The 20,937-nt window shown below is 60.9% G+C and carries 12 protein-coding genes and 3 pseudogenes; 6 read left to right on the top strand and 9 right to left on the bottom strand.

The window, feature by feature from the left end; genetic code table 11:
• Window positions 1-2 precede the first annotated feature (2 nt).
• Entirely contained in the window at window positions 3-2,264 is a 2,262-nt protein-coding gene (locus tag QMG84_RS19785) for a TonB-dependent receptor (RefSeq protein WP_281932525.1), read from the bottom strand.
• A gap of 213 nt (window positions 2,265-2,477) precedes the next feature.
• On the opposite strand from QMG84_RS19785, the pseudogene QMG84_RS19780 reads away from it, so the two are divergent.
• Window positions 2,478-3,575 (top strand): annotated as a pseudogene (locus QMG84_RS19780) (IS3 family transposase); the annotation flags it as partial.
• A gap of 68 nt (window positions 3,576-3,643) precedes the next feature.
• Here the strand turns inward: QMG84_RS19780 and QMG84_RS19775 are convergent.
• The 5 genes from QMG84_RS19775 to QMG84_RS19755 form a co-directional block, all read right to left on the bottom strand.
• Window positions 3,644-4,129 (bottom strand): Dps family protein, encoded by a 486-nt coding sequence (locus QMG84_RS19775; RefSeq protein ID WP_281932523.1) that lies wholly within the window; start codon window positions 4,127-4,129, stop codon window positions 3,644-3,646.
• An 863-nt stretch (window positions 4,130-4,992) separates the two neighbouring features.
• On the bottom strand, window positions 4,993-6,804 hold the full coding sequence (locus QMG84_RS19770; RefSeq protein WP_281932521.1) for an ABC transporter ATP-binding protein: 1,812 nt from the start codon (window positions 6,802-6,804) through the stop codon (window positions 4,993-4,995).
• Between the two features lie 41 nt (window positions 6,805-6,845).
• Complete coding sequence (locus tag QMG84_RS19765; protein ID WP_281932519.1) at window positions 6,846-7,943, bottom strand: ATP-binding protein; 1,098 nt, start codon at window positions 7,941-7,943, stop codon at window positions 6,846-6,848.
• On the bottom strand, window positions 7,940-8,626 hold the full coding sequence (locus QMG84_RS19760) for a response regulator (protein WP_281932517.1): 687 nt from the start codon (window positions 8,624-8,626) through the stop codon (window positions 7,940-7,942). Before QMG84_RS19760 ends, QMG84_RS19765 begins: the two co-directional genes overlap by 4 nt.
• Window positions 8,627-8,709: 83 nt before the next feature.
• Entirely contained in the window at window positions 8,710-9,741 is a 1,032-nt protein-coding gene (locus QMG84_RS19755; protein WP_281932515.1) for a DUF535 family protein, read from the bottom strand.
• A gap of 282 nt (window positions 9,742-10,023) precedes the next feature.
• Between QMG84_RS19755 and QMG84_RS19750 the strand changes: the two genes are divergently transcribed.
• Complete coding sequence (locus QMG84_RS19750; RefSeq protein WP_281932513.1) at window positions 10,024-11,217, top strand: efflux RND transporter periplasmic adaptor subunit; 1,194 nt, start codon at window positions 10,024-10,026, stop codon at window positions 11,215-11,217.
• Between the two features lie 8 nt (window positions 11,218-11,225).
• Window positions 11,226-14,339 carry an efflux RND transporter permease subunit gene (locus QMG84_RS19745; RefSeq protein ID WP_281932702.1) on the top strand — a complete coding sequence of 1,038 codons (3,114 nt, stop codon included), beginning with the start codon at window positions 11,226-11,228 and terminating at the stop codon, window positions 14,337-14,339.
• A gap of 170 nt (window positions 14,340-14,509) precedes the next feature.
• Here the strand turns inward: QMG84_RS19745 and QMG84_RS19740 are convergent.
• Window positions 14,510-14,827: pseudogene (locus tag QMG84_RS19740) on the bottom strand (hypothetical protein); the annotation flags it as partial.
• Between the two features lie 113 nt (window positions 14,828-14,940).
• Here QMG84_RS19740 and QMG84_RS19735 point away from each other — a divergent pair.
• Both QMG84_RS19735 and QMG84_RS19730 read left to right on the top strand, forming a co-directional pair.
• Complete coding sequence (locus tag QMG84_RS19735; RefSeq protein ID WP_281932511.1) at window positions 14,941-15,456, top strand: helix-turn-helix domain-containing protein; 516 nt, start codon at window positions 14,941-14,943, stop codon at window positions 15,454-15,456.
• A complete protein-coding gene (locus QMG84_RS19730; protein ID WP_350356536.1) occupies window positions 15,345-15,863 on the top strand; it encodes a transposase in 519 nt (172 codons plus the stop codon). Before QMG84_RS19735 ends, QMG84_RS19730 begins: the two co-directional genes overlap by 112 nt.
• A 196-nt stretch (window positions 15,864-16,059) precedes the next feature.
• On the opposite strand, the pseudogene QMG84_RS19725 reads toward QMG84_RS19730, so the two are convergent.
• Window positions 16,060-16,290 (bottom strand): annotated as a pseudogene (locus QMG84_RS19725) (ISKra4-like element ISMet1 family transposase); the annotation flags it as partial.
• Between the two features lie 230 nt (window positions 16,291-16,520).
• Between QMG84_RS19725 and QMG84_RS19720 the strand changes: the two are divergent.
• Window positions 16,521-18,149, top strand: coding sequence for an ISL3 family transposase (locus QMG84_RS19720; RefSeq protein ID WP_434086002.1), 1,629 nt, complete (start codon window positions 16,521-16,523; stop codon window positions 18,147-18,149).
• 408 nt (window positions 18,150-18,557) lie between these two features.
• Here the strand turns inward: QMG84_RS19720 and QMG84_RS19710 are convergent, their stop codons facing one another.
• Window positions 18,558-20,930 (bottom strand): penicillin acylase family protein, encoded by a 2,373-nt coding sequence (locus tag QMG84_RS19710; RefSeq protein WP_281932695.1) that lies wholly within the window; start codon window positions 20,928-20,930, stop codon window positions 18,558-18,560.
• Window positions 20,931-20,937 lie beyond the last annotated feature (7 nt).

Raw genomic sequence — 20,937 nt, 5'->3', positions numbered from 1 at the left:
GATCAGAACTCCATCTGCATGGAAAAACGCAACGTGCGTGGCGCGCCGAGCGTACCGGTGCCGAAATCCGTGCTGTTGTAACCATTCTGGCCAGTCGGGGCGACATTGGCCCAATAATGCGCGTTCGTAATATTGTAGACATTTAGGCGCCACGTCACCTCGCGGTCCATCAGACGCGTGCTGTAACGTAGACCGAGATCGGCGACGGTGTAGCCGTCGACGAAGGTCGTGTTCGCGTAATTGCCGGGCCGGTTGCTGGCGAAATTGATATTAGCGTTGGCTGCGAGTCCGGGCCCGAACGGGATCCTATAATCCATCAGAATATTGAATACTATGTGGGACAGGCCGAGGATCTGCTTGTTGCTTGTTAGCGCCGAGCCGGTGTCATAGAGTTTCGGGTCGAGCAGGGAGAGACCGGCGAAGACGGTGAGGTCGTCGGTCGCCTTTCCTGACGCCGTCAACTCGACGCCGCGATTGATCTGCTTACCATTGACGCCATAGACATTGTTGACTGTATAGGCAAAGGGCCGCTCGATCTGGAACAGAGCCGCTCGCAGATCGATGCGCTCGAGATCGATCTTATAGCCGAGCTCCCATTGTTTGGCGCGGAAGGGGGCGAGAACGGCCCCGGCGTTGGCGACGCCATTTGGCGCCGTGTCGCCTTGCTGCAGGTTTTCCGAATAGGTCAGATAAGCGGTTTGATTGCGCAGCGGCTTGAATAATAGGCTCGCCGTCGGACTCACGCCGCTCGTGTTAAAGGCGCTGGTCGTCACGCCGGCGCTGTTCAGGTTCCGCGCATTGATCCAACTCTGTGATAGCGCGAATTGCGCGCCCCAATGTTCGCCGAAGCCGATGACGTCGCCGACGGTGAACGATTGCTGCAAGGTCTCGACCGAAAGAAAGCGACTCTTGAAATCGGGAAAGGAACGGGCTGCAAACAGGGCCGGATTGGCGAGATTGGCGCTGCCGAGCGTGACGGGGCCGAGCACATAGGGACTATAGCGGTCCCAGAGGAAGCCATTATTGGCGAAGACGACATCATGAGAGACAGGGCCAGTGAAGAAACGCCCGTTTAGGGCGGCCTGATTGCTGAGCACCGTGTCCAAGGAGAATGTGGTCGTCGCGGCCGTCGTCGTATAGTTCCCGAAATTGTCGGTCAGCGTATTGGTCGGAACAGTCGAGGCGCGATCGTTAGATTGACGCAAGAGGCCCAATGTCAGACGCCAGTCCTGATCGAAATCATGACGCAGCCTGCCGCTGAAGATCGCCGTCTGATTGTCGTCGCCCCCGAAGGTCTGTCCATAGCCCTGCCGAGTAGGATCGGGCGCCGCAGGAAATATCGTGGCTTTGCGACCGAGCGTGAATGTGCCCGGCAGATTTTTGGTCACGAAATTGTAGAAGCTCGCATTGGTTTCGAGCACGGTGTTTGGCGTCGCATGAATGTCGAAGGCGAGACTCGCCAGTTGGCGCTTCGACTGGCTGCCGTCGACATAGGTCTCGCCATTTTGCTGGAGCAGATTCAGCCTGTAGCCGAAACGGCGTTCGGGGTCGAGAAAGCCGCCGAGATCGGCGTGACCGAACCAGGCGCTTCGCGACAGATAGGATAAAGTTACTTCGCGCAACGGCGCTTCCGTCGGCCGCTTGAGGACGTAGTTGAAGGTGCCTGCCGGATTGAACGGGCCATAGATCGCGCTCGACAAACCGTTCAGCACTTCGATGCGCTCGAATTGCTCGAGGGGATAATCGGTCGTCGCTGCAATATTCAGCCCGTCGATGCGCGTGTTCTGCACCACTCCCGCCTGCATGCCGCGCGTCTGCGGACGGATATTTTCGCCCTGCACCGAGGGAATGAGTCGAAAGGCTTCGCGCAGACTGAGCAATTGCTGGTTCTTCATGAGATCGAGCGGCACGACGTTGATCGAGAACGGCGTGTCGACCAGGGCCCTCTCGCCGAATGGCCCGACATAGGCGTTTTTGACTCGATAACCGCCCTCGACGGTCGCGGTGTTGGTCGGCGCGTCTCCCGCGGCGACATCCGTCGGGGTGTTGGTCGGTGCACCTTCCGCGGCGACATCGAGGGTCGGGAGCTCGGTCGGTGCGACCTGCGCACGAACCGCCGAGATCGAAAGCGTCGCGAGACTCACGCCGATGGCGGAAATACCAATCGCGCCAAACCGTCCCTCTCTCGGCAAAAGGAGCACAGGCGTCACACGTCGATCGCGTATGCGGGGGCCTTCGATCGAAATGCCGGCTGTTCGGCCCATTGTGTTCACCCCTTATCGTCGCCGATCCGGGAACGGAAGATCTCGACCGGCGGCCGGCGCATCTGAAGTCTACGCGTTATGTATTTCAATTACATATATAAAGCACTTCGCCGAAATATTGAGCATCGGCGTTTTTACGGCGCGGTTCCATTCCCATGCGCTTCAACAACCCAAAGGACTCAACTCGCCGCTGTATGAAAGTCGGGAGCAGGTTACGGGGTTTCGGAAGCGACGCTCTACAATTGGAAAGCCAAATTCGGGGGCATGGACGTTTCGGAAGCGAAGCGGCTGAAGGCGCTGGAGGAGGAGAACGCAAAGCTGAAGAAGCTCCTGGCGGATCAGATGCTCGAGGCGGCAGCGCTCCGGGAGCTTCTGGGAAAAAAATGGTAGGGCCCGCCGTCAAGCGCGAAACCGTCGCGCACCTGCGGGCCGTGATGGGCCTGTCGGAGCGTCGGGCCTGCTGCATCGTCGCCGTCGACCGCACGACGGTTCGTTATGTCGCGAAGCGTCAAGCCGATGCGACATTGCGCGAAAAGCTTCGGGAACTCGCCAACGCGCGCCGCCGCTTCGGCTACCGGCGGCTGTTCGTCCTGCTGCGTCAGGAAGGCGAGCGCTCGGGCAAGAACCGCATCTACCGGCTCTATCGTGGGGAAGGGCTCACGGTGCGCAAGCGCCGCGCCCGCCGCCGCGCTGTCGGAACGCGGGCGACGATCCTCGCAGAGGCGAAGCCGAATGCGCGCTGGGTCTCTGGACTTCGTGCATGACCAGTTCGCCTACGGCCGGCGTTTCCGCATCCTCAATATCGTCGACGACGTGACGCGGGAATGTCTGGCGGCGATCCCCGACACGTCGATCTCCGGCAAGCGCGTCGCCCGTGAGCTGTCGGCGCTGATCCGGCGGCGCGGCAAGCCGGGCATGATCGTTTCCGATCACAGGACGGAGTTCACCTCAAACGCCATTCTCTCCTGGGCAAGCGAAAGCAGGATCGAATGGCATTACATCGCGCCGGGCAAACCGATGCAGAACGGCTTTTGCGAGAGCTTCAACGGGCGCATGCGCGATGAGCTTCTGAATGAGACGCTGTTTTTCGGCCTCGACCACGCGCGGGCGAAGATCGGCGAATGGGTAAGCGACTATAATCATCGACGCCCGCATTCTTCGCTCGGCTACGCGACGCCAGCGGACTATGCGGCCAATCTCACCGCAACAGGCGATCGGCTGCGCAACCCCGACCAGCTCCGCCGATCGCCTGTTGCTACATCTGCGCCCTCGGGCGTATCAAATGCAGGGACTCTAATTGCTGCTGGATGAAAGTTCGGGGGCAGGTCAAAGTCGGAAGCATTGAGTCATCGACGTTACGGGTTCACAACTAGCGACCCTTATTCATCCAGTAGACTGCGCAACATCCACGCGGTTTTTTCGTGAACCATCAGGCGCTGCGTCAGGAGATCGGATGTTGGCTCGTCGCTCGCCTCTTCCACTAACGGGAACAGCCCGCGGGCCGTGCGCGCAGTCGCTTCCTGCGCGCTCACGAGATGACGAACCATATCCATAGCCTTCGGAGTTCCCTCAACTTCCTGTATTGAGGCGAGCTTCGAGAGTTCCTTGTAGGTGCCGGGGGCGTGGAATCCGAGGGAACGGATGCGCTCCGCAATCAAATCGAGAGCCGCCCACTGCTCCGTGTACTGTTGCATGAACATGAGATGCAGCGTGTTGAACATCGGTCCTGTCACGTTCCAATGGAAATTGTGCGTCATCAGGTAGAGGGAATAGGAATCCGCCAACAGACGCGACAGGCCGTCCGCGATACGTGCGCGTTGGTCTTCCGCGATGCCTATGTCGATCGAGTCCTTTTTCTTCGCCATGTTCTGTCCTCCACATTCTCGGTCATGTGCGCCATGTCGAAACGAGTCTTCCGACATGGCTGCTTATATCGCCGCCAAAGTCCGAACGACTCACGCCAATTCGAATCGATCGAGATTCATCACCTTTGTCCATGCGGCTACGAATTCTTTCACGAATTTCGCTGCCGAGCCAGCGCATGCGTAGACCTCAGCCAGCGCGCGCAACTGCGAATGGGAACCTAAGATCAGGTCGAACCCAGCGATATTGTTGAATTTAATGCATATTCCCCAAGCATGCTGGCTCTGATTAAGTGTTTGATTTCCCTAAGAGCCTATTCTTACACCAAAATAGCTCCCGACAGCGGAAATGGCCATCGCGCCTAACCGTCTCTCTCTCTCTCTGCAAAAGGAGCACAGGTTTCACACGTCGATCGCGTCTGCGGGGGCCCTCGATCGAAATGCCGCAAATACCGCTTCCGAAAGCGAAGAGCAGCAAGATCATCTAAACGGAGTTGGCGGAAGAGGGGCCGGCCGCCAGAATCGGTTTTCGATTTCGTGCAAGGTATAACCGCCGTCGCGCGTCTACATGCCGTTGCCGGCTCTCACAGTGAGAGGGCGGCGTTTCCTCACGATTCCGCTTCGGATTTGGTGCGAGCGGGAGCAGGGAATAATGTTTGGTTCCGGTAGGTCGTCTAGAGGGCGTTAGGTACTTCTGTAATTGATTGCATTAATGGAATGGGGTGGCTGCTATTCGCAAACCGTATGGTCTAGCGCGCCATGCTCAATGATCTTCCGCCATGGTCCGCTGGGTATCAGCAGGGCGCCTCTGGATGGCGGTAGGCGTGTTCGCAGCGCTCGCCGAGGATTTGCGACTGGCTAAGAAGTCATACCTCTTGTCGATCGAGATGCGATCGCATCACGAGTTCGAAATAAGCTCGTCCCCGCGAAACGAGCTCGTCATGCGTGCCGCGCTCGACGATCCGGCCCTTTTGCAGGACGATGATTTGATCGGCCTGCCGCACCGTCGAGAGGCGGTGGGCGATCGTGATGGTCGTGCGCCCCTGCGACAGCGCGGCCAGCGCGGACGCCATCGCGTGTTCCGTCTTGGCGTCGAGGGCGCTGGTCGCTTCGTCGAGCAGCAGGATCGGCGGATCGCGGAGAATGACGCGCGCGAGCGCCAGCCTTTGCTTTTCGCCGCCGGAAAAGCGGTAGCCTCTCTCCCCGACAAGCGTGTCATAGCGCTCGGGCAAGGCCATGATCGTCTCATGGATCTGGGCGATGCGCGCGGCCCTTGCGAGCTGATCGTCGGACGCCTCCGGACAGCCGAAGCGCAGATTCTCGGCGACGGTCGCATTGAGCAGATAAGGCTCCTGCGTCACCACGCCCAGCATGTCGGCGAGCGTCTCGAAGCGAAGCGCGCGAATATCGACGCCGTCGAAGGAGATGACGCCCGTGTCCACATCATAGAGTCGGGCGAGGAGATAGCCGAGCGTGGTCTTACTGGAACCGGTCGCGCCGACGATGGCTACATGGCTGCCGGCCGGAATGTCGATGGAGATGTCGCGCAGAGCCGGAGTCGTGGCGCCAGGATAGAAAAAGGAGACATTTTCCACCCTGACCGCGCCGCGCATATTCGCGCGGTCGAGAGTGACCGTGTTTGCCTGTTGTGTGATCTCGACCGGCCTGTCGAGATAAGCGAAGATTCGCGTAAAGAGCGCGCGAGTCGTTCGCATCTCCCGCCCGATTTCCAGAAGCTGCTCGAGCGGCCACAGCAACTGCTCCTGCAGTGCGATCATGGCGACGAGCGTGCCGATGCTGATTGGCGTGTCGGCCTGTATCAGCAGTCCGCCGATGAGCAGCGTCAGCGCCGGAAGCGCCGAGAGCGCGAGGTTGATGAGCGCCCATTGCCCTTCGCCCGCCGTATGCGCGCGGGCTTCGAGCTTCGCCACCTCTCCAGAAAGTCTCGAGAAGCGGTGCGACAGATGCTCGCCGCGGTTCATCGTTCTGGCGAGGATCACCCCGGAAATCGAAAGCGTTTCCTGGATGGCCGACGACATGTCGGCGATGCGCTCCTGCCGCTCGAAAAGAAGCTTTTCGCGCATTCGCGCGACGCGATTGCTGATCGCGACCGTTCCGGGAACGATCAGCAAGACGAAGAGAGCCAATCGCCATTCGAGCAGCAGGATCGCCGCGGCGGTCATGACCACTGTGGCCGAAGACCGCGCCAGCTCGTTGGCGCTGGTGGTCACGAGCGATTGCAGCCCGGAAATATCGCTGGCGATGCGCGACTGAATCTCCCCCGCCCGCGTCGCCGTGAAGAAGCCGAGAGACAAGGATTGAAGGTGCGAATAGACCCTCACCCGCAGATCATGCATGATCGCTTGCCCGATCTGGACGGACAGAATCACCTGAGCCGTGTTGAGGCAGGTCGATAGGACAACGATGAGCAGCAGGCCGACGACCAGCGCGACGAGCTGGCGCAGATCGGAACTGGGCAGAGCCTCGTCGATGATCGCGCGCAGGAGAAATGGCGACGACATGCCCGCGCCCGCGCCGAGGAGCATCAACAGAACGACAATGGCGATCTTGGCGCGGTAAGGCCTGAATAGTTCGAGAACGCGGCGCAGAGACACATGCGTTGCGGCGACTTTCTCGTAATTGTTCTCGGGCCGGTCCATTGCAGCTGAGGCGGTCATTCGATCGTCCGTGTTTGTTCGATTAGCATCGTGGCGCGCCGTCATTCGGCGGGCTCGTCGCCGCCGATACGATCGTGCGCACGGGGGAGCGGCAGAACGAGCTCGAAGATCGCTCCGCCGGCCGTGGATGTTCTGTATTGCGCGCGGCCACGATGCGCCTCCGCTATGGCGCGCACCACTGAGAGCCCGAGGCCGGCGCCGCCGTGGCGCCGCGAGCGCGAGGCTTCCGCCCGGCTGAATGTATCGAACGCATAGGGCGCGAAGTCGGGACTGAGGCCCGGCCCTCGATCCTCGACTGCGATCGCGAGTTCGTCCTCCTCCGCTTTCGTCCAAACGCGCAAGAGTCCCGGCGCCGCATAGCGTTTTGCGTTCTCGAGAAGGGCGAGCAGCGCCTGCCGCAAACGAACCCCGTCGCAGGTCAGAATGACGCGGCGGACATCAAGCTCGATCGTGAAGCCGGCCTCGACGAGGCCGGGCCGCATAGCGTCGACGGCCTGCCGAATCTCCTGCTCGAGATCGGTCGGCTCGAAACGCATCTCCAGCCGGTGGCTCTCCGACAAAGTGACGATCCGCAAATCGTCGACGAGGCGGGAGAGGCCTTCCGCTTGCGACAGGAGATTGCGGAACAATTCGTCGCTCGGCTCGAACACGCCGTCGGTGAGGCCGTGCAGCCGGCCCCGTAGGATCGTCAATGGCGTCCTGAGCTCATGCGCGATCGCGGCGTTCCAGGAGGCCATCGCCGCGACGCTATCCTCGAGGCGTTGCGCCATCGCATTGAAGTCGTCCACCAGTCGAGCCGTTTCGCCGAGCGATCTGTCGCCGGGCGAGGCCCGCGCCGTGAGATCGCCGGCGGCGATCCTGCGCGCGCCTTCGGCGAGCGAATTGAGAGGCACGAGAATCCGCTTCGTCAAGCGAAGCGCCGCGAAGATTGCGATGACGAGAGTGAAGAGCAGCAGGACTGCGATCAAGACGAAGTCGGGCGCCTCGGGAAGAAGCGGCGGCGGCCCCGGCGGCGGCGGGTAGTAGGTCAGATAGATGCCGTAGAAGGTGAAGGAGCCGACGAAAACGATCATGACGGCGACGGCGACGACCGCGCTCATCGACAGCGTGATCTGTCGGCTCAAACGATGGCGGGTCATGGCGCCGTCAGCCGATAGCCGATGCCGCGCACGACGTTCATCAGGCCGGTCGCGCCGGCCTCGTCGAGCTTGCGGCGCAGATTGCTCATATGACTGTCGACGGTCCGCTCGAGCGCGTCGCCGCCAGGTAGGCAGGCGTCGACCAACTCGCTGCGGCTGAACGCCCGCGAAGGCGACTGCGCCATATGGGCGAGGAGCCGGAATTCTGTCAGCGTCAGGGGCAGCGGCGCCGTCGCATCGCCGTCTCGCACCTTGGCGAGAAAGCTTTCGAGATCGATCTCGAGCTTGCCGATCCGCAAGACGGGGTTGCCGGCGCGAGCATTGGTTCGCCGTAGAACCGCTTTCACGCGCGCGACGATTTCCGCTGGATTGAACGGTTTCACCACATAATCGTCGGCGCCGAGACGCAATCCCTGAAGACGCTCGATGTCCTCGTCGAGCGCGGTGATCATGATGACGGGCGTGTCGCCGCGGCGTCGCAGCTCGGCCAGCGTCTCCCAGCCGTCGACATTCGGCATGTTCACATCCAGCAAGACGATGTCCGGCTTCAGAATCGCATGTTGATCGAGAGCGATCCGCCCATCCGCCGCGCTCACCGTTCGCAGTCCTTCCCGCGCTAGATAGGCTTCCAGAATCGCGGTGATTTCCGGCTCGTCATCGGCGATGAGAACGAGTTCGTTCATTGTCGAGCTCTCGGCGTTTTGCTGGCTGGCCTCATATCGTTCCCCCGCACATCGGACAATGTCGTTTCGCGGAACGACTTTGGTCACCCGCGTCGATATATGGCCGAATTTCCGGCTGCTGGAGACGCCCCTGAATATCCCGCCAAGAAATGGGTCTGTGGAAATGTTTGATTGATAACCCGTAAGTTTCCGTTTGCCGGTATCGACGAGTTGTCACGAATGTCGATACCCAGGCACGGCTCTTCCGTGAAAAGTCGACCCACCAACTCGTCGATATGCGCCCGCTGCTCTTCACGTCGCTTGTTCTGCGATTTCGTCGCCGATATTACGGGTAAGACGAAGCCCTCACGTGCGCGTAATCCGCCGCGTTCGAGCCAAAAAGCGTCGTAATCGGCGCGCATTCGCCGGCGCTGCCACCAGGCGTCGGCGTTGATCGAATGCGTGTCATTAGATACCGCGTGGATCTGCCGGGCGCCCAAGGCTCGGGCGAAGGCCGCCGCCGCCAGAAAGACCGCCATTTTGGGACGCAACCCCCAGAGAGCCCGCGTCGCTTTCACGATCCGCGCCTTGGCGTCAGGGCCGCAATGCGACGATGGTCCTTGCAGTCCCCCGATCAAAACGGAGGGCGCTCCCTCGTCTCCGTTGCCGAGCACAAAGGTCAGAGTCGCGAGTTCGAGACCGTCCGCCGTGTCGGTCAATACGAAACTCAGTTCCCCCTCTTTGTAGCAATATTCTGCGCTGCGTAGCGACAACCGATAAATTTCACCGTTCTTGCCGCATAGGAGGCCGAGCTCTGCACTACATACTCCCCAAGAAACGGCGATCAGAGATGGAATAGCATCGCAGATCAGGCTATAGTGATCTCTTAAAATCGACACGCGCTGGGAGTGTGAGAGACGATACATGGCGTAATTGAAAAATGGCTTTCTGATACATTGCGTCGGAGCTGCTCCAAACGGATGTTTGTCTTTGAGATACTCGAGAAAGTTCAGCCAGGCCGCCGCGGCGCGCATATCCTGCAACGACGATAGGAAGAATATTCCTGCCTGAAATGTCGATTCGTTTGCTGCGATCACGCAGACGCGCCGCCATATCGTCCGTATCGCTTCTTGCACCACGCCTCCAGACAAATGACCGTTTTGGTACGGCTTCACAGGCAGGCTGCGTCCGCGGTTCGACCCAACTACGAGTCAATGAAGGATCAACTTCAACTGTCAGTAATGAAACATAGACATCGCAGCAATCATTTGTCCGGTCAGGCTCCAGGGTGTCCATCAAATCTCCATCGAATCTGCACGATCCACGAACAGCGGCGGGGTAGGTCACGATCGAAGACAAACACCTCTCGCCCCGGCTCCGGCCGAGGCGATCCAGCCACGTCCTCGAAAGCGCGCCCCATGGATATTCGCCCGACGATCGTCGCCGTCACCGCCGCCGTCGCGCTCACCGGCTGCGATTTTCAATCGCGCGACCGAAGCGAGGCGTCGCCCGCGCGTCCCGAGGTCGGCGTCGTCACCTTGCATCCTCGAAATGTCGCCATCACGTCCGAGCTGCCTGGCCGCATCGTCGCTTCGCTCGTGGTGGAAGTCCGGCCGCAGGTCGCGGGGATCATTCAGAAGCGGCTGTTCCAGGAGGGTGGCGAGGTCGCCGAGGGAGCGCCGCTCTATCAGATCGATCCCGCCCCCTATCGAGCCGCTCACGACAGCGCCGTCGCCGCCTTGCGGAAGGCCGAGGCCGCCGTGCCCAGCGCGCAAGCCAAGGTCGACCGCTATCAGGGATTGATCAAGAAGAACGCCGTCAGCACGCAGGATCTCGAGGAGGCCGTCGCCGCGCTGGCCCAGGCGCGAGCCGATGTGACGACGGCAGAGGCGAATGTCGCGAGCGCGAAGATCAATCTCGACTATACGACGATCAAGGCGCCCATCGGCGGCCGCGTCGACAAATCCTCGCTGACACAAGGCGCGCTGGTGACGGCCGGTCAGGCCGACACGCTCACCACAATCCGCACGCTCGATCCGATCTATGTCGACCTCACCCGATCGAGCGCCGGAATGCTCGATCTGAGGCGGGCCATCGACGAGGGCCGCGTCAGTCTGTCGGGGCACAATGTCGATGTGAGGCTCGAGGTCGAGAACGGCAGGGTCTATCCGATGACGGGCCGGCTCGAATTCACGGAGGCGAAAGTCAGCCAGACGACCGGAACCGTGACGGTGCGCGCGGCGTTCCCCAATCCGTCGCGCCTGCTGCTGCCGGGGATGTATGTCCGGGCGTTCGTCGAGGAAGGCGTCGCGCCGGGCAGCTTCCTCATCCCTCAGCGCGCAGTCGCCCGCAACATCAGGGGCGAAGCGACGGCTCTGGTGCTCGACAAGGACGGCAAGATCGAGGAGCGCGTGCTCGCGGTTGGCAGGACGATCGGCAATAATTGGCTGGTCACGGCGGGAGTCGGCGACGGCGACCGTGTGGTCGTCGAAGGCCTGCAGCTCGTGCGCGCCGGGCAGCAGGCCAGAGGCGTCGAGGTCGTGATCGACGGGGCCACCGGCGAGCTGCGCGAGCGCGAGCCGACGACGGCCAAAGCCCAGGCAAAAGGCTGACGCGCGTGATTTCGGCGTTTTTCATCGACCGCCCGATCTTCGCCTCGGTGATCGCGATCGTCGTCATGCTCGGCGGCCTGCTGGCGCTCGCCGGCCTGCCGGTTTCGCAATATCCAGAGATCGCACCGCCGACGATCCAGATCACCGCCAACTATCCCGGAGCCGATGCGCGGACGGTCGAGAATTCGGTCACCAAGATCATCGAGCAAGGCATGACCGGCCTCGACCATCTCGACTACATGACCTCGACGTCGACATCGACCGGCCAGGCCGACATCACCCTCACCTTCACCAACGCCGCCAATCCGGATGTGGCGCAGATGCAGGTGCAGAACAAACTGCAGCTCGTCACCGCGCTGCTGCCGACCATGGTCCAGTCCAATGGCCTCACCGTCACCAAATCGTCGAACGCCTTCCTGATGGTCGTCGGCTTCGTCTCGACCGACGGCAAGATGACCGCCACGGATCTGTCGGATTACGTCAAAAGCGCCCTCAACGACACGCTGAAGCGGGTCGAAGGCGTCGGAAACACGCAGCTCTTCGGCGCCGGCTATGCGATGCGCATATGGCTCGATCCGGACAAGCTCGCCAAATATGCGCTGATCCCGAGCGACGTCGCGAGCGCGATTCAAGCGCAGAACGCGCAAGTGTCGGCAGGACAGCTCGGCGGTCTGCCTGCGCGCAGAGGGCAGCAGCTCAACGCCACCGTCACGGCGCAGAGCCGCCTGCAGACGCCGGAGCAATTCCGCGAGGTCATTCTCAAGAGCACGGCCGACGGCTCGCTGGTTCGCATCGGCGATATCGCGACCGTCGAGCTGGGCGCCGAGGATTACGTTAGCGCATCGACCTATAATGGCGCGCCGGCGACCGGCCTCGCCGTCAATCTGGCGACGGGCGCGAATGCAGTCCGCACGGCCACCGCGGTCAAGGCGGCGATCGATCGGCTCGCGCCGATGTTTCCGAAAGGATTGAAAGTCGTCTTTCCCTACGACACGACGCCTTTCGTCAAAATCTCGATCGAGCAGGTGACCCACACGCTGATCGAAGCGATCGCGCTCGTCTTCCTGGTCATGCTGGCCTTTCTGCACAATATCCGCGCCACGCTCATTCCGACGCTCGCCGTGCCGGTGGTGCTGCTCGGAACCTTCGGCGTTCTGGCGGTCGCCGGATATTCGATCAACACGCTCACCATGTTCGCCATGGTGCTGGCGATCGGACTCCTGGTCGACGACGCCATCGTCGTGGTCGAGAATGTCGAGCGCATCATGCGCGAGGAAGGGCTGTCGCCACGCGAGGCCACCGTCAAATCCATGAGCGAGATCACCGGCGCGCTCATCGGCATCACGACGGTATTGTCCGCGGTCTTCGTGCCGATGGCGTTCTTCGGCGGTTCGGTCGGCGTCATCTACCGTCAGTTCTCGGTCACCATCGTTTCGGCCATGGCGCTGTCGGTCGGCGTCGCGCTGATACTGACGCCAGCGCTCTGCGCGACGCTTCTTCGTCCGCCGAGGCCGGACGCCGAGAAGGCCGGCTTGTTCCGTTGGTTCGATCGCGCAGTCGAGCGCGGCGCCGGCGCCTATCGAGACGGCGCGAGCGCCGCTTTGCAGCGCCCGCGACGAGGCTTTGCTGCTCTGGCCGTGATGATAATCGCGGCCGCCGCGCTGTTCACGCGCCTGCCGAGCTCGTTCCTGCCGCAGGAGGACCAGGGCTATCTCATGGTCAGCGTGCAGCTGCCCGTCGGCGCGACCAGCGACCGCACGGAACGCGCGCTCGATCGGGTGACGCGATATTTCCTCGACCAGGAGAGCAAGGCTGTCGATGGCGTCATGACGGTGAGAGGCTTCGCCTTCAGCGGCCTCGGCCAGAATGTCGGCATGGCCTTCGTCGGCCTGCGCGACTTCGCGGAGCGCAAGGCGTCCGACCTGTCCGCGGCCGCGGTGACGGAGCGCGCGACGGCGGCGCTCGCGGGAATCCGCGACGCCCAAGTCTTCGTGCTGGCGCCGCCGGCGATCGAGGGATTGGGGACGAGCAGCGGCTTCGATTTCTATCTCCAGGACTTGACGGGCGCCGGCCACGAAAAGCTCTTGGCCGCGCGAGACCGTTTGCTCGCCGCGGCGGCGCGAAGCAGGCTCTTGAACGGCGTGCGCCCGAACGGCCAGGACGACACGCCACAATTTGCGATCGACATCGACCAGGAAAAAGCGAGCGCCCTAGGGATCGGCCTTTCCGACGTCAACGCAACGCTATCGACGGCCTGGGGCGGCGCCTATGTGAACGACTTCGTCGATCGTGGCCGCGTCAAGAAGGTCTATCTGCAATCGGCGGCCGATTTCCGGATGCAGCCCGACGATCTCGATCGCTGGCGTGTCCGTGGCGCTTCGGGTGAAATGGCGCCCTTCTCGTCCTTTGCGACCGGCCGCTGGGCGTTCGGCTCACCGCGCCTCGAACGTTACAACGGATCGCCCGCCGTCCAGATCCTGGGCGAGGCTGCAATCGGCGCCAGCTCCGGCGACGCCATGACGGAGATCGACCATCTCGTCGCCGGCCTGCCACCCGGATTCGCCCATGAATGGACCAGCCTCTCGCGGCAGGAGCGGCTTTCCGGCAGTCAGGCCACGGCGCTCTATGCGATCTCTGTCCTCGTCGTCTTCCTGTGCCTCGCCGCGCTCTACGAAAGTTGGACGGTCCCACTCGCCGTCATGCTGTGCGTGCCGATCGGCGTGCTCGGCGCGCTCGTCGCGGCGCTGTCGTTCGGACAGGCCAACGACGTCTATTTCAAGGTCGGCCTGCTGACGACGATCGGGCTCGTCGCCAAGAACGCCATTTTGATCGTGGAATTCGCCATCGACCATCAACGGGCGGGCATGGCGGTGATCGAGGCGACGCTGCTCGCGACGCGCCAGCGGCTGCGCCCGATCGTCATGACGTCCTTCGCCTTCATCCTCGGCGTCGCGCCGCTCGCTTTCGCCGGCGGCGCCGGATCGGCCGCGCAAAACTCGATCGGCGTCGGCGTCATGGGCGGCATGATCGCCGCGACGGGGCTCGCCATCTTCTTCGTTCCCCTGCTGTTCGTCACCGTGCGCCAAATCTTCGAGGGCGGGCTCGGACGGATGCGCCGATGAATGCAGCGGAATCGAGCGCGAGAGCGCCTCGAGGGATGGGCGAGCGGTAGCCTCGTCGAAGCGGACGAGACTATGGCCTGGACAAATTTCGAACGGCGTAGCGTGCTATCGTGTTCGCTTGCGATCGCTCCAGAAGCGCGCTGATCAGGGACCGATAAATTAACTGGGTTTCATGCGGCTTTTAGCAATGGCGGTGTCGGCTCGAACATCCAGGCCAAGCGATATCGATGCGTCGGCTTTGGAGGTCGCCAAGCCAAACGCTCGCGCAAGTCGCCGTTGAGAACGGCAGCGCGAACTTGCAACATGTGATGCGCGCCTTTGAGCGTCCATTGCATCTGCTGCTTTTTGACCATTCGCTGGGCGACAAGGGAATTGACAGCGGATTCAGCGAGCGAGGACGCAATCCGTTGGCCCGATCGGTAGCGTGCGCCGTAATTGACGATAGCGTTTCGGTTTGAACGAACGTAGGTGAGCAAGGGCTGCGCAAGATCGAGGCGACGCTTGTCTGATACGGTTTCCGGCTGATTGAGTCGGCGGCGGGGATTCCCGTTTGGCATCGAAGCAGCTAGGCTGCGTCGTCATGAATCGCTGGAGGCGGATCATGGCGACGATAGCTGCGCATTTGAGCGTCGATGCGTTGCGTGAGCGGTATGTTTCGAGTTCGAACGCGCGCGAGGCGCGGCATTTCCATGCGATCTGGCTGCTCGCCAAGGGCCACACGCTCGGCGACGTCGCCGAGATGACATCCTTTGGCCAGCGCTGGATCGAACAGCTTGCGGCGCGCTACAACGCAGAAGGCCCGGAGTCTCTTGGCGACTTGCGCCGGCGCAACGGCTCGTCGGCGAGGGTGTTGAAACCCGAGTTGCTCGACAAATTGCGGCTTCGGCTGAAGGAGCCGCCCGACGACGGCGGCTTGTGGACGAGCGGGAAAGTCGCGGCTTTCCTCGCGCGCGAATTGGGATTGGAGAAGGTCGCGGCTCAACGCGGCTGGGAGGCGTTGAAAGCCTGCGGCATGTCGATCCAGGCTCCACGCCCCAAAAATCCGAAGTCCGCCTCGCCGCAAGAGGCGAACGGCCGACGGCGCATGGCCATCACCGCTTCGACTGGCTTTACGTGACCGCCTTCGTCTCGCCGGCGAGCGGCGAGACCTTCTGGTATGTGCACGACGGCGTCTCGAAACCTTTTTTCGCGGCGCTGCTCCAAGCCTTCGCGCGCGAAGCTCGGGCCGGCGTCGATCGCACCATCGTGCTCGTCCTCGACAACGCCGGCTGGCATGGCGAGGCGGGCTTGAACGTGCCAGACGGCGTGCGGCTGATCTATCTCCCGCCCTATACGCCGGAGCTGCAACCCGCCGAGACCTTATGGGCGCTCGTCGACGAGCCCATCGTCAACAAACATGTCGGAACGATCGACGAACTCGACGCAATCATCGGCGAAAGATGCGCCGCGCTCACGAACGAGCGCGACATCATCAAAAGCCGAGCCGGTTTCCATTGGTGGCCCAAAATCGCCAAGCCGAAGTAATCAACCGGTTACCGTATGATGCGTCTGCACGGCTACGTTGGATCGCTAAATCAGCCACTATCTTTTCAAGGCGATCAATGGCTCGATCTGTCTGACCGTGCCACAGTTTCCAGTTCGCCAAGCGGATGTCGTCGCCGATCAAAATGGCCCGACCATTTCGACTGGCGTTCGTTCGGTCAATGTGGTCAGCCACTTACCGCAGCGGTTGGATTTTCATGACGATGTGAAACCAATCGATGATGTGCGTCGTGGGCTTCGGCAACTCTTTTGGCAGTCGTTTTATGATCTCGGCGCTGTCCGAAATCACCGTCAATTCACCTCGCCCGGCGTAGCCTTCATGTTGGAGCGCTTGAAGCGCCCGCGATTGCAATTCGCGCTTCGACGTGTCCACTGTCGCAAAGTAATGGCCGGGTGGTGAGCCCCGCCTGGCCGCATGATGAAAGTTCAGCACTTCTACCCGCTCGCAGACCTTCGATCAGCTGGGGCGCGTAGTGAGCGCGATCGGCGCGGGCTCGCAAAGCTACCAATTCGTCTACGACAACAACGACAATCTCATCAAAGTCACCGATCCGCGCGCCAATGCTCAATCAATATGGGTCTTCCTCACTTTCTGTTGCTCGCTTGACCGATCTGAGCGGTGAGCCATAACTTGGCCGTGTGGAAAGAAAATCGATTTGGTCCCTGGGAAAGGGCGTAAGAATTTTGGACGCGGAGCGGCTCGATGGCCAATGGCTGATTTCGGCGATTGCTATCGGGTCTGGTGTCTGTCCAGACTGTGGGGCACGATCGACACGCCGGCATGGCTGGCATGAGCGCCATCTACAAGATTTGCCGGCGCAAGGCGCCTCTGTAACCGTAAAGCTCCGTCTCCAGCGCTGGCAGTGTCGAAACGAAGCCAGCGAGCGTAAGACATTTGCGACGCGACTGCCCGAGGTGGCGGCTTCTCGAGCGCGACGAACCGATCGAGCGGCCGAGCTCGTTTACCTTTTCGGCCATGGCGTCGGCGGGCGTCCCGGAGAGCGCTTGATCAAGCGAATGGGGATGCCGACGAGCGATGATACGATCCTGCGGTGTGTCAAACGACGGGTAAAGGAGCGCAGCTCCGAAGGGAAAACACGGGTCGTCGGTGTCGATGACTGGGCATGGCGCAAGGGCTCCACTTACGGGACCATAATCGTGGACCTGGAGCGACGGCAGGTGCTCGATCTCTTTCCGGAGCGCGCCGCTGGCATGACTGCTGATTGGCTCAGGCAACATCCTGACGTTGAGATCATCAGCCGCGATCGCTGCGGATTGTTCGCCCAAGGCGCGCAAGAAGGCGCGCCGCAGGCGCGGCAAATTGCCGACCGCTTTCATATCGTGCAGAATTTGCGCGAAGCAGTCCAGGTGCAACTCGGCCGCGCGGCTGGATTTTCTGCGCGTCCATTGTTGCCGACGGACGGCGACGAGGTCGCCAGCGTGAGAGATAAGCACGGCGGCGCCGAGCATCGCCGCTTATCCAGAATGGCGAACCAGCATTCGAGGCAAGCGGCTTTCAACCATGTTCGCGCCCTCTGGAACGAAGGCAGAAATGTCCGTGAGATCGTGCAACAAACCGGGTTCGATCGCCGCACGATCACCAAATGGATTCGAGCCGATAAGCTTCCCGAACGTTGCGCTGCCGCGCCAAAGACGACGTCGCCGCGACATTTTGAAGATTATTTATCGCGCCGCTGGTCAGAAGGTTGCGTGCGCGGACCTCGCCTCTTCCAGGAAATCAAAGCGCGCGGTTACACTGGAAGTTTTTCAAACCTCGAGCGACTTTTGGCGAAATGGCGAAATCCGAAATGCAAGAAGGTGACGGCCACACCGACTGTTCCGAATCCGCGGCCTGTCGATCCCGTGACAGGACGTTCTATCTCGCCAATTGTGGCTGCGGCGCTCTGCATCAAGCCGCGAGGGTTGTTGACTGCCAACCAAGCTGCAAAAGTCGAAGCGATGAAAAAGGACTGGCCAGAATTTGCGACGATGCGTCGACTGGCTATGCGATTTAGGGGCATGCTAAAAAGCAAAAACGTCGGCAAACTTGGCGCCTGGCTGAAGGACGCACAGAAGTCGGGCTTGTACGCGATGCAACGGTTCGCGCGCACGGCGCAGAGAGATATCGACGCGGTTAGAAATGCGATCACTGAGCCCTGGAGCAACGGCCAGACGGAAGGACAGATCAATCGCCTGAAAGCGCTCAAGCGGACGATGTATGGTCGCGCGGGCCCAGAACTCCTCCGTGCGCGCCTTCTTCCTGTGTAACCACTGCAACAGAAAGTGAGGAAGACCCAATTAAATGGATATTCTCAAGCATGATGGCTATGACTAAGTACGTGATTTTCTTAAATGCGTATTGTCACGCCAAAATGGCTCCCGACAGAGAGTGATGATCTCGCGATCGAAATGGCGGCCTTTGAAAAGATCATCGACGCTCAGCATCGTGCTCACCCCGGCGATATCGATCCTCGTATCGAGCGAGTATGCCCCTCTCCCACCGTTTGCACCAGAGCCGGTAGCTCGACCGGACGAATTCTGATCCATGGCGGAAGACTCGGGTGCCATCGCAGGAACGAGTTTGCGCTCCCGCCGGCGCATGGAAAACAGTATAGCGACAGGGACTTTCGATCGCGCTCAAACATCGGCTGGTTTCAGTGCCGCGCTTCCAAGCCGCTATTGATTGTAGCGAGCGCCCGCCGGCGTCAACAGGATCGTGGAAACGACTTCCTGAGAGCGCAGAGACGTAGCGCGGCCGGAAACCCAGTCCTGCTGCCGATCAGAGTAGTGCGCCGAGCCGAACTGACCGGATTGGCCTCCCGCGAATTGGATCACGCTTTTTTGTTCCTCCCCGGGAACGATGACGGTTCGGGCGGTGGCACCGACTCCCTCGCCGTCGGCAACCTCATATAGTCGCACACATTGCGGGCAGCCCGCGACGGGCGAACGCGGCAAATCAAGAAGTGCTGACAGAAATGGAGCCACCCTCGAAAATGGATGAGCGATCGCGACTTGGTTTATGTCGCCCCAACTGATTTCCGATATTGGACGACCGTGTTTCGCCTCAAGGCGCTTCGCGCTTTCGGCCAGCGCAGCTTGCAGAAAATTGGTCCAATCGCTCGAATTTTCTGACTGTGGCAGGAATGACGGATCGCCGCTGCGAATGATGGCTTGCAACGGGACGTCGGAGTTGGACCATCTGTAGGTGAAACCCGGATCCAACCGCCGGCAATCTTCGAAAATTGGAGACAATATCTCTTGGAGCAGAGTTTGCCTGAACTCCGTGATCAACGCCAACCCCTTACTTGGGGGTTCTGCGCGACCGTCCCAAGATTCCAAGGCCGCGAGAAGCCGCGCGGCTTCGGGCTGGCCTTGTGAAGCAGGGCCCTTTAGCGCTCTGAGGGCAATGTCCCGATAGAAGCGATAGAAATCGGTCTTTGTATCGAGCTGCAAGGCGACCATTTCAGCGACGCCGAGCTTCGATGAACCCCTGAGAGCGTCGTCAACGCGCCAAGCGCGAAATCCGCCCGGATAATCTTGACTCAAGCGCGTCGAAAACACTGAGGTTGGCAACATGCGCTGATTTGTGCTGACGATATAACCCTCTGGAGGATCAACAATCGTTGGAAGCGCCGAAGGCGATAGAAAACCGTCCCAACCAACTTCGCTGGCGTCCCAATGTTCCGAATAAATTCCTCGAAGCCCGCGCCGCGCTGGGATTTTGCCCATGAGCGTCCAGCCAATCGACCCCCGGTCGTCAGCCACCAAACCATTTAGCGGCGGGGTTCCCGCGGATTGCAGGATCGACAGAGCTTCACGAACTGTCCGCGCCTCATCCAATTGCAACAGGTTGAGATTCGTCGCCGAGGCGTCCAACATCGACCATGCAACCGCGACTTCTTCCCCGAGAAGCGGTTGAGGTAGAACGGGTCCCCATATCGTATCCCGAACGTCGACGGAGACGCTCTCCTTGCCTCTTACAGCGATGCTCTCCGACCGGGAAGAAAATGCTTGAACGCCTTTCGGCGTCGCATAGCGATTGTTGTCGCCGGGGTCTTTACGCAGCCGGACGAGATCCGAAAAATCGCCGTCCACGCTGGTGAGCCCCCAAGCGATATGACCATTGGATCCCACGATCATCATCGGCAAGCCTGGCAGAAAAAGCCCTTCCATGCGATGCGGGCCGTAGCGGAGATCGGCTTGGTACCAGATGTTTGGCAATCCAAGAGTGAGATGCATGTCGTTTGCGACTATTGCGCGACCATCACGTGTCTTGCCGCCGCCAATGACCCAGGCGTTTGAACCGCGCGCAGCTCTCATCTCTCGGATCGCACCAGATTTGGTGGCTCTTTTGGTCGATTGATGAAGGAGCGTGCGCAGTTCATCAGGAGGGCGCGAAGTATCGGCGCAAATGTTTGCGCCGCTTGGAGCGACCTTTTCATTGTAGCAGTCGCTATCCGGCGTCAAAAACGAAACGACAGCCGCCGGGAGCGCTTCACGCATGACGCTCGCCATGCGTTCCTCCTCGACGGCGTAAGATAGCGTTGAAAGATTGAGCGCCACGAGAATGCTGTCCTTGGGCGACCATCGTTCCGGTTTGTAATTGAGCGCCCAGAATTCGAACGGCAACGTCAACAGATCGTCCATCGCCTGATTGACGCCCGCCGCGTAAGCGGCGAGCACCGTCCGTTGTGACTCTGGCAGCCGCGCAAGGATCTGTTCCGCCAGACGCGAAAAGCCGAAGGTGCGGTTCAAGCGATCATCTTCCACGAGCGGCTCGCCGAGAATCTCCGCGAGCCGGCCGACGGTCTTGCGGCGCATGATGTCGATTTGAAAAAGACGATCCCGGCCCGTCATGTAGCCAAGAGCTGTAAAGGCGTCCTCGCGTGTTCGCGCTTCGATATGCGGGACGCCGTAATGATCCAGATTGATGGAAACAGCCGCGCTAAGCCCGGGCGCGTTCCGTGGTCCAGAGGGAAATTGAATAGATGGAAGAGAATACACTGCGGCGTAGCAGGCGATAACCAAGGAGGCGGTGCCGCCAAACACGACAAGC

The sequence above is a fragment of the Methylocystis iwaonis genome (assembly GCF_027925385.1).
Lineage (GTDB): Bacteria > Pseudomonadota > Alphaproteobacteria > Rhizobiales > Beijerinckiaceae > Methylocystis > Methylocystis iwaonis.
Note: the sequence above shows the minus strand (reverse complement) of the source record. Positions and strands in the feature narration are given on the sequence as shown.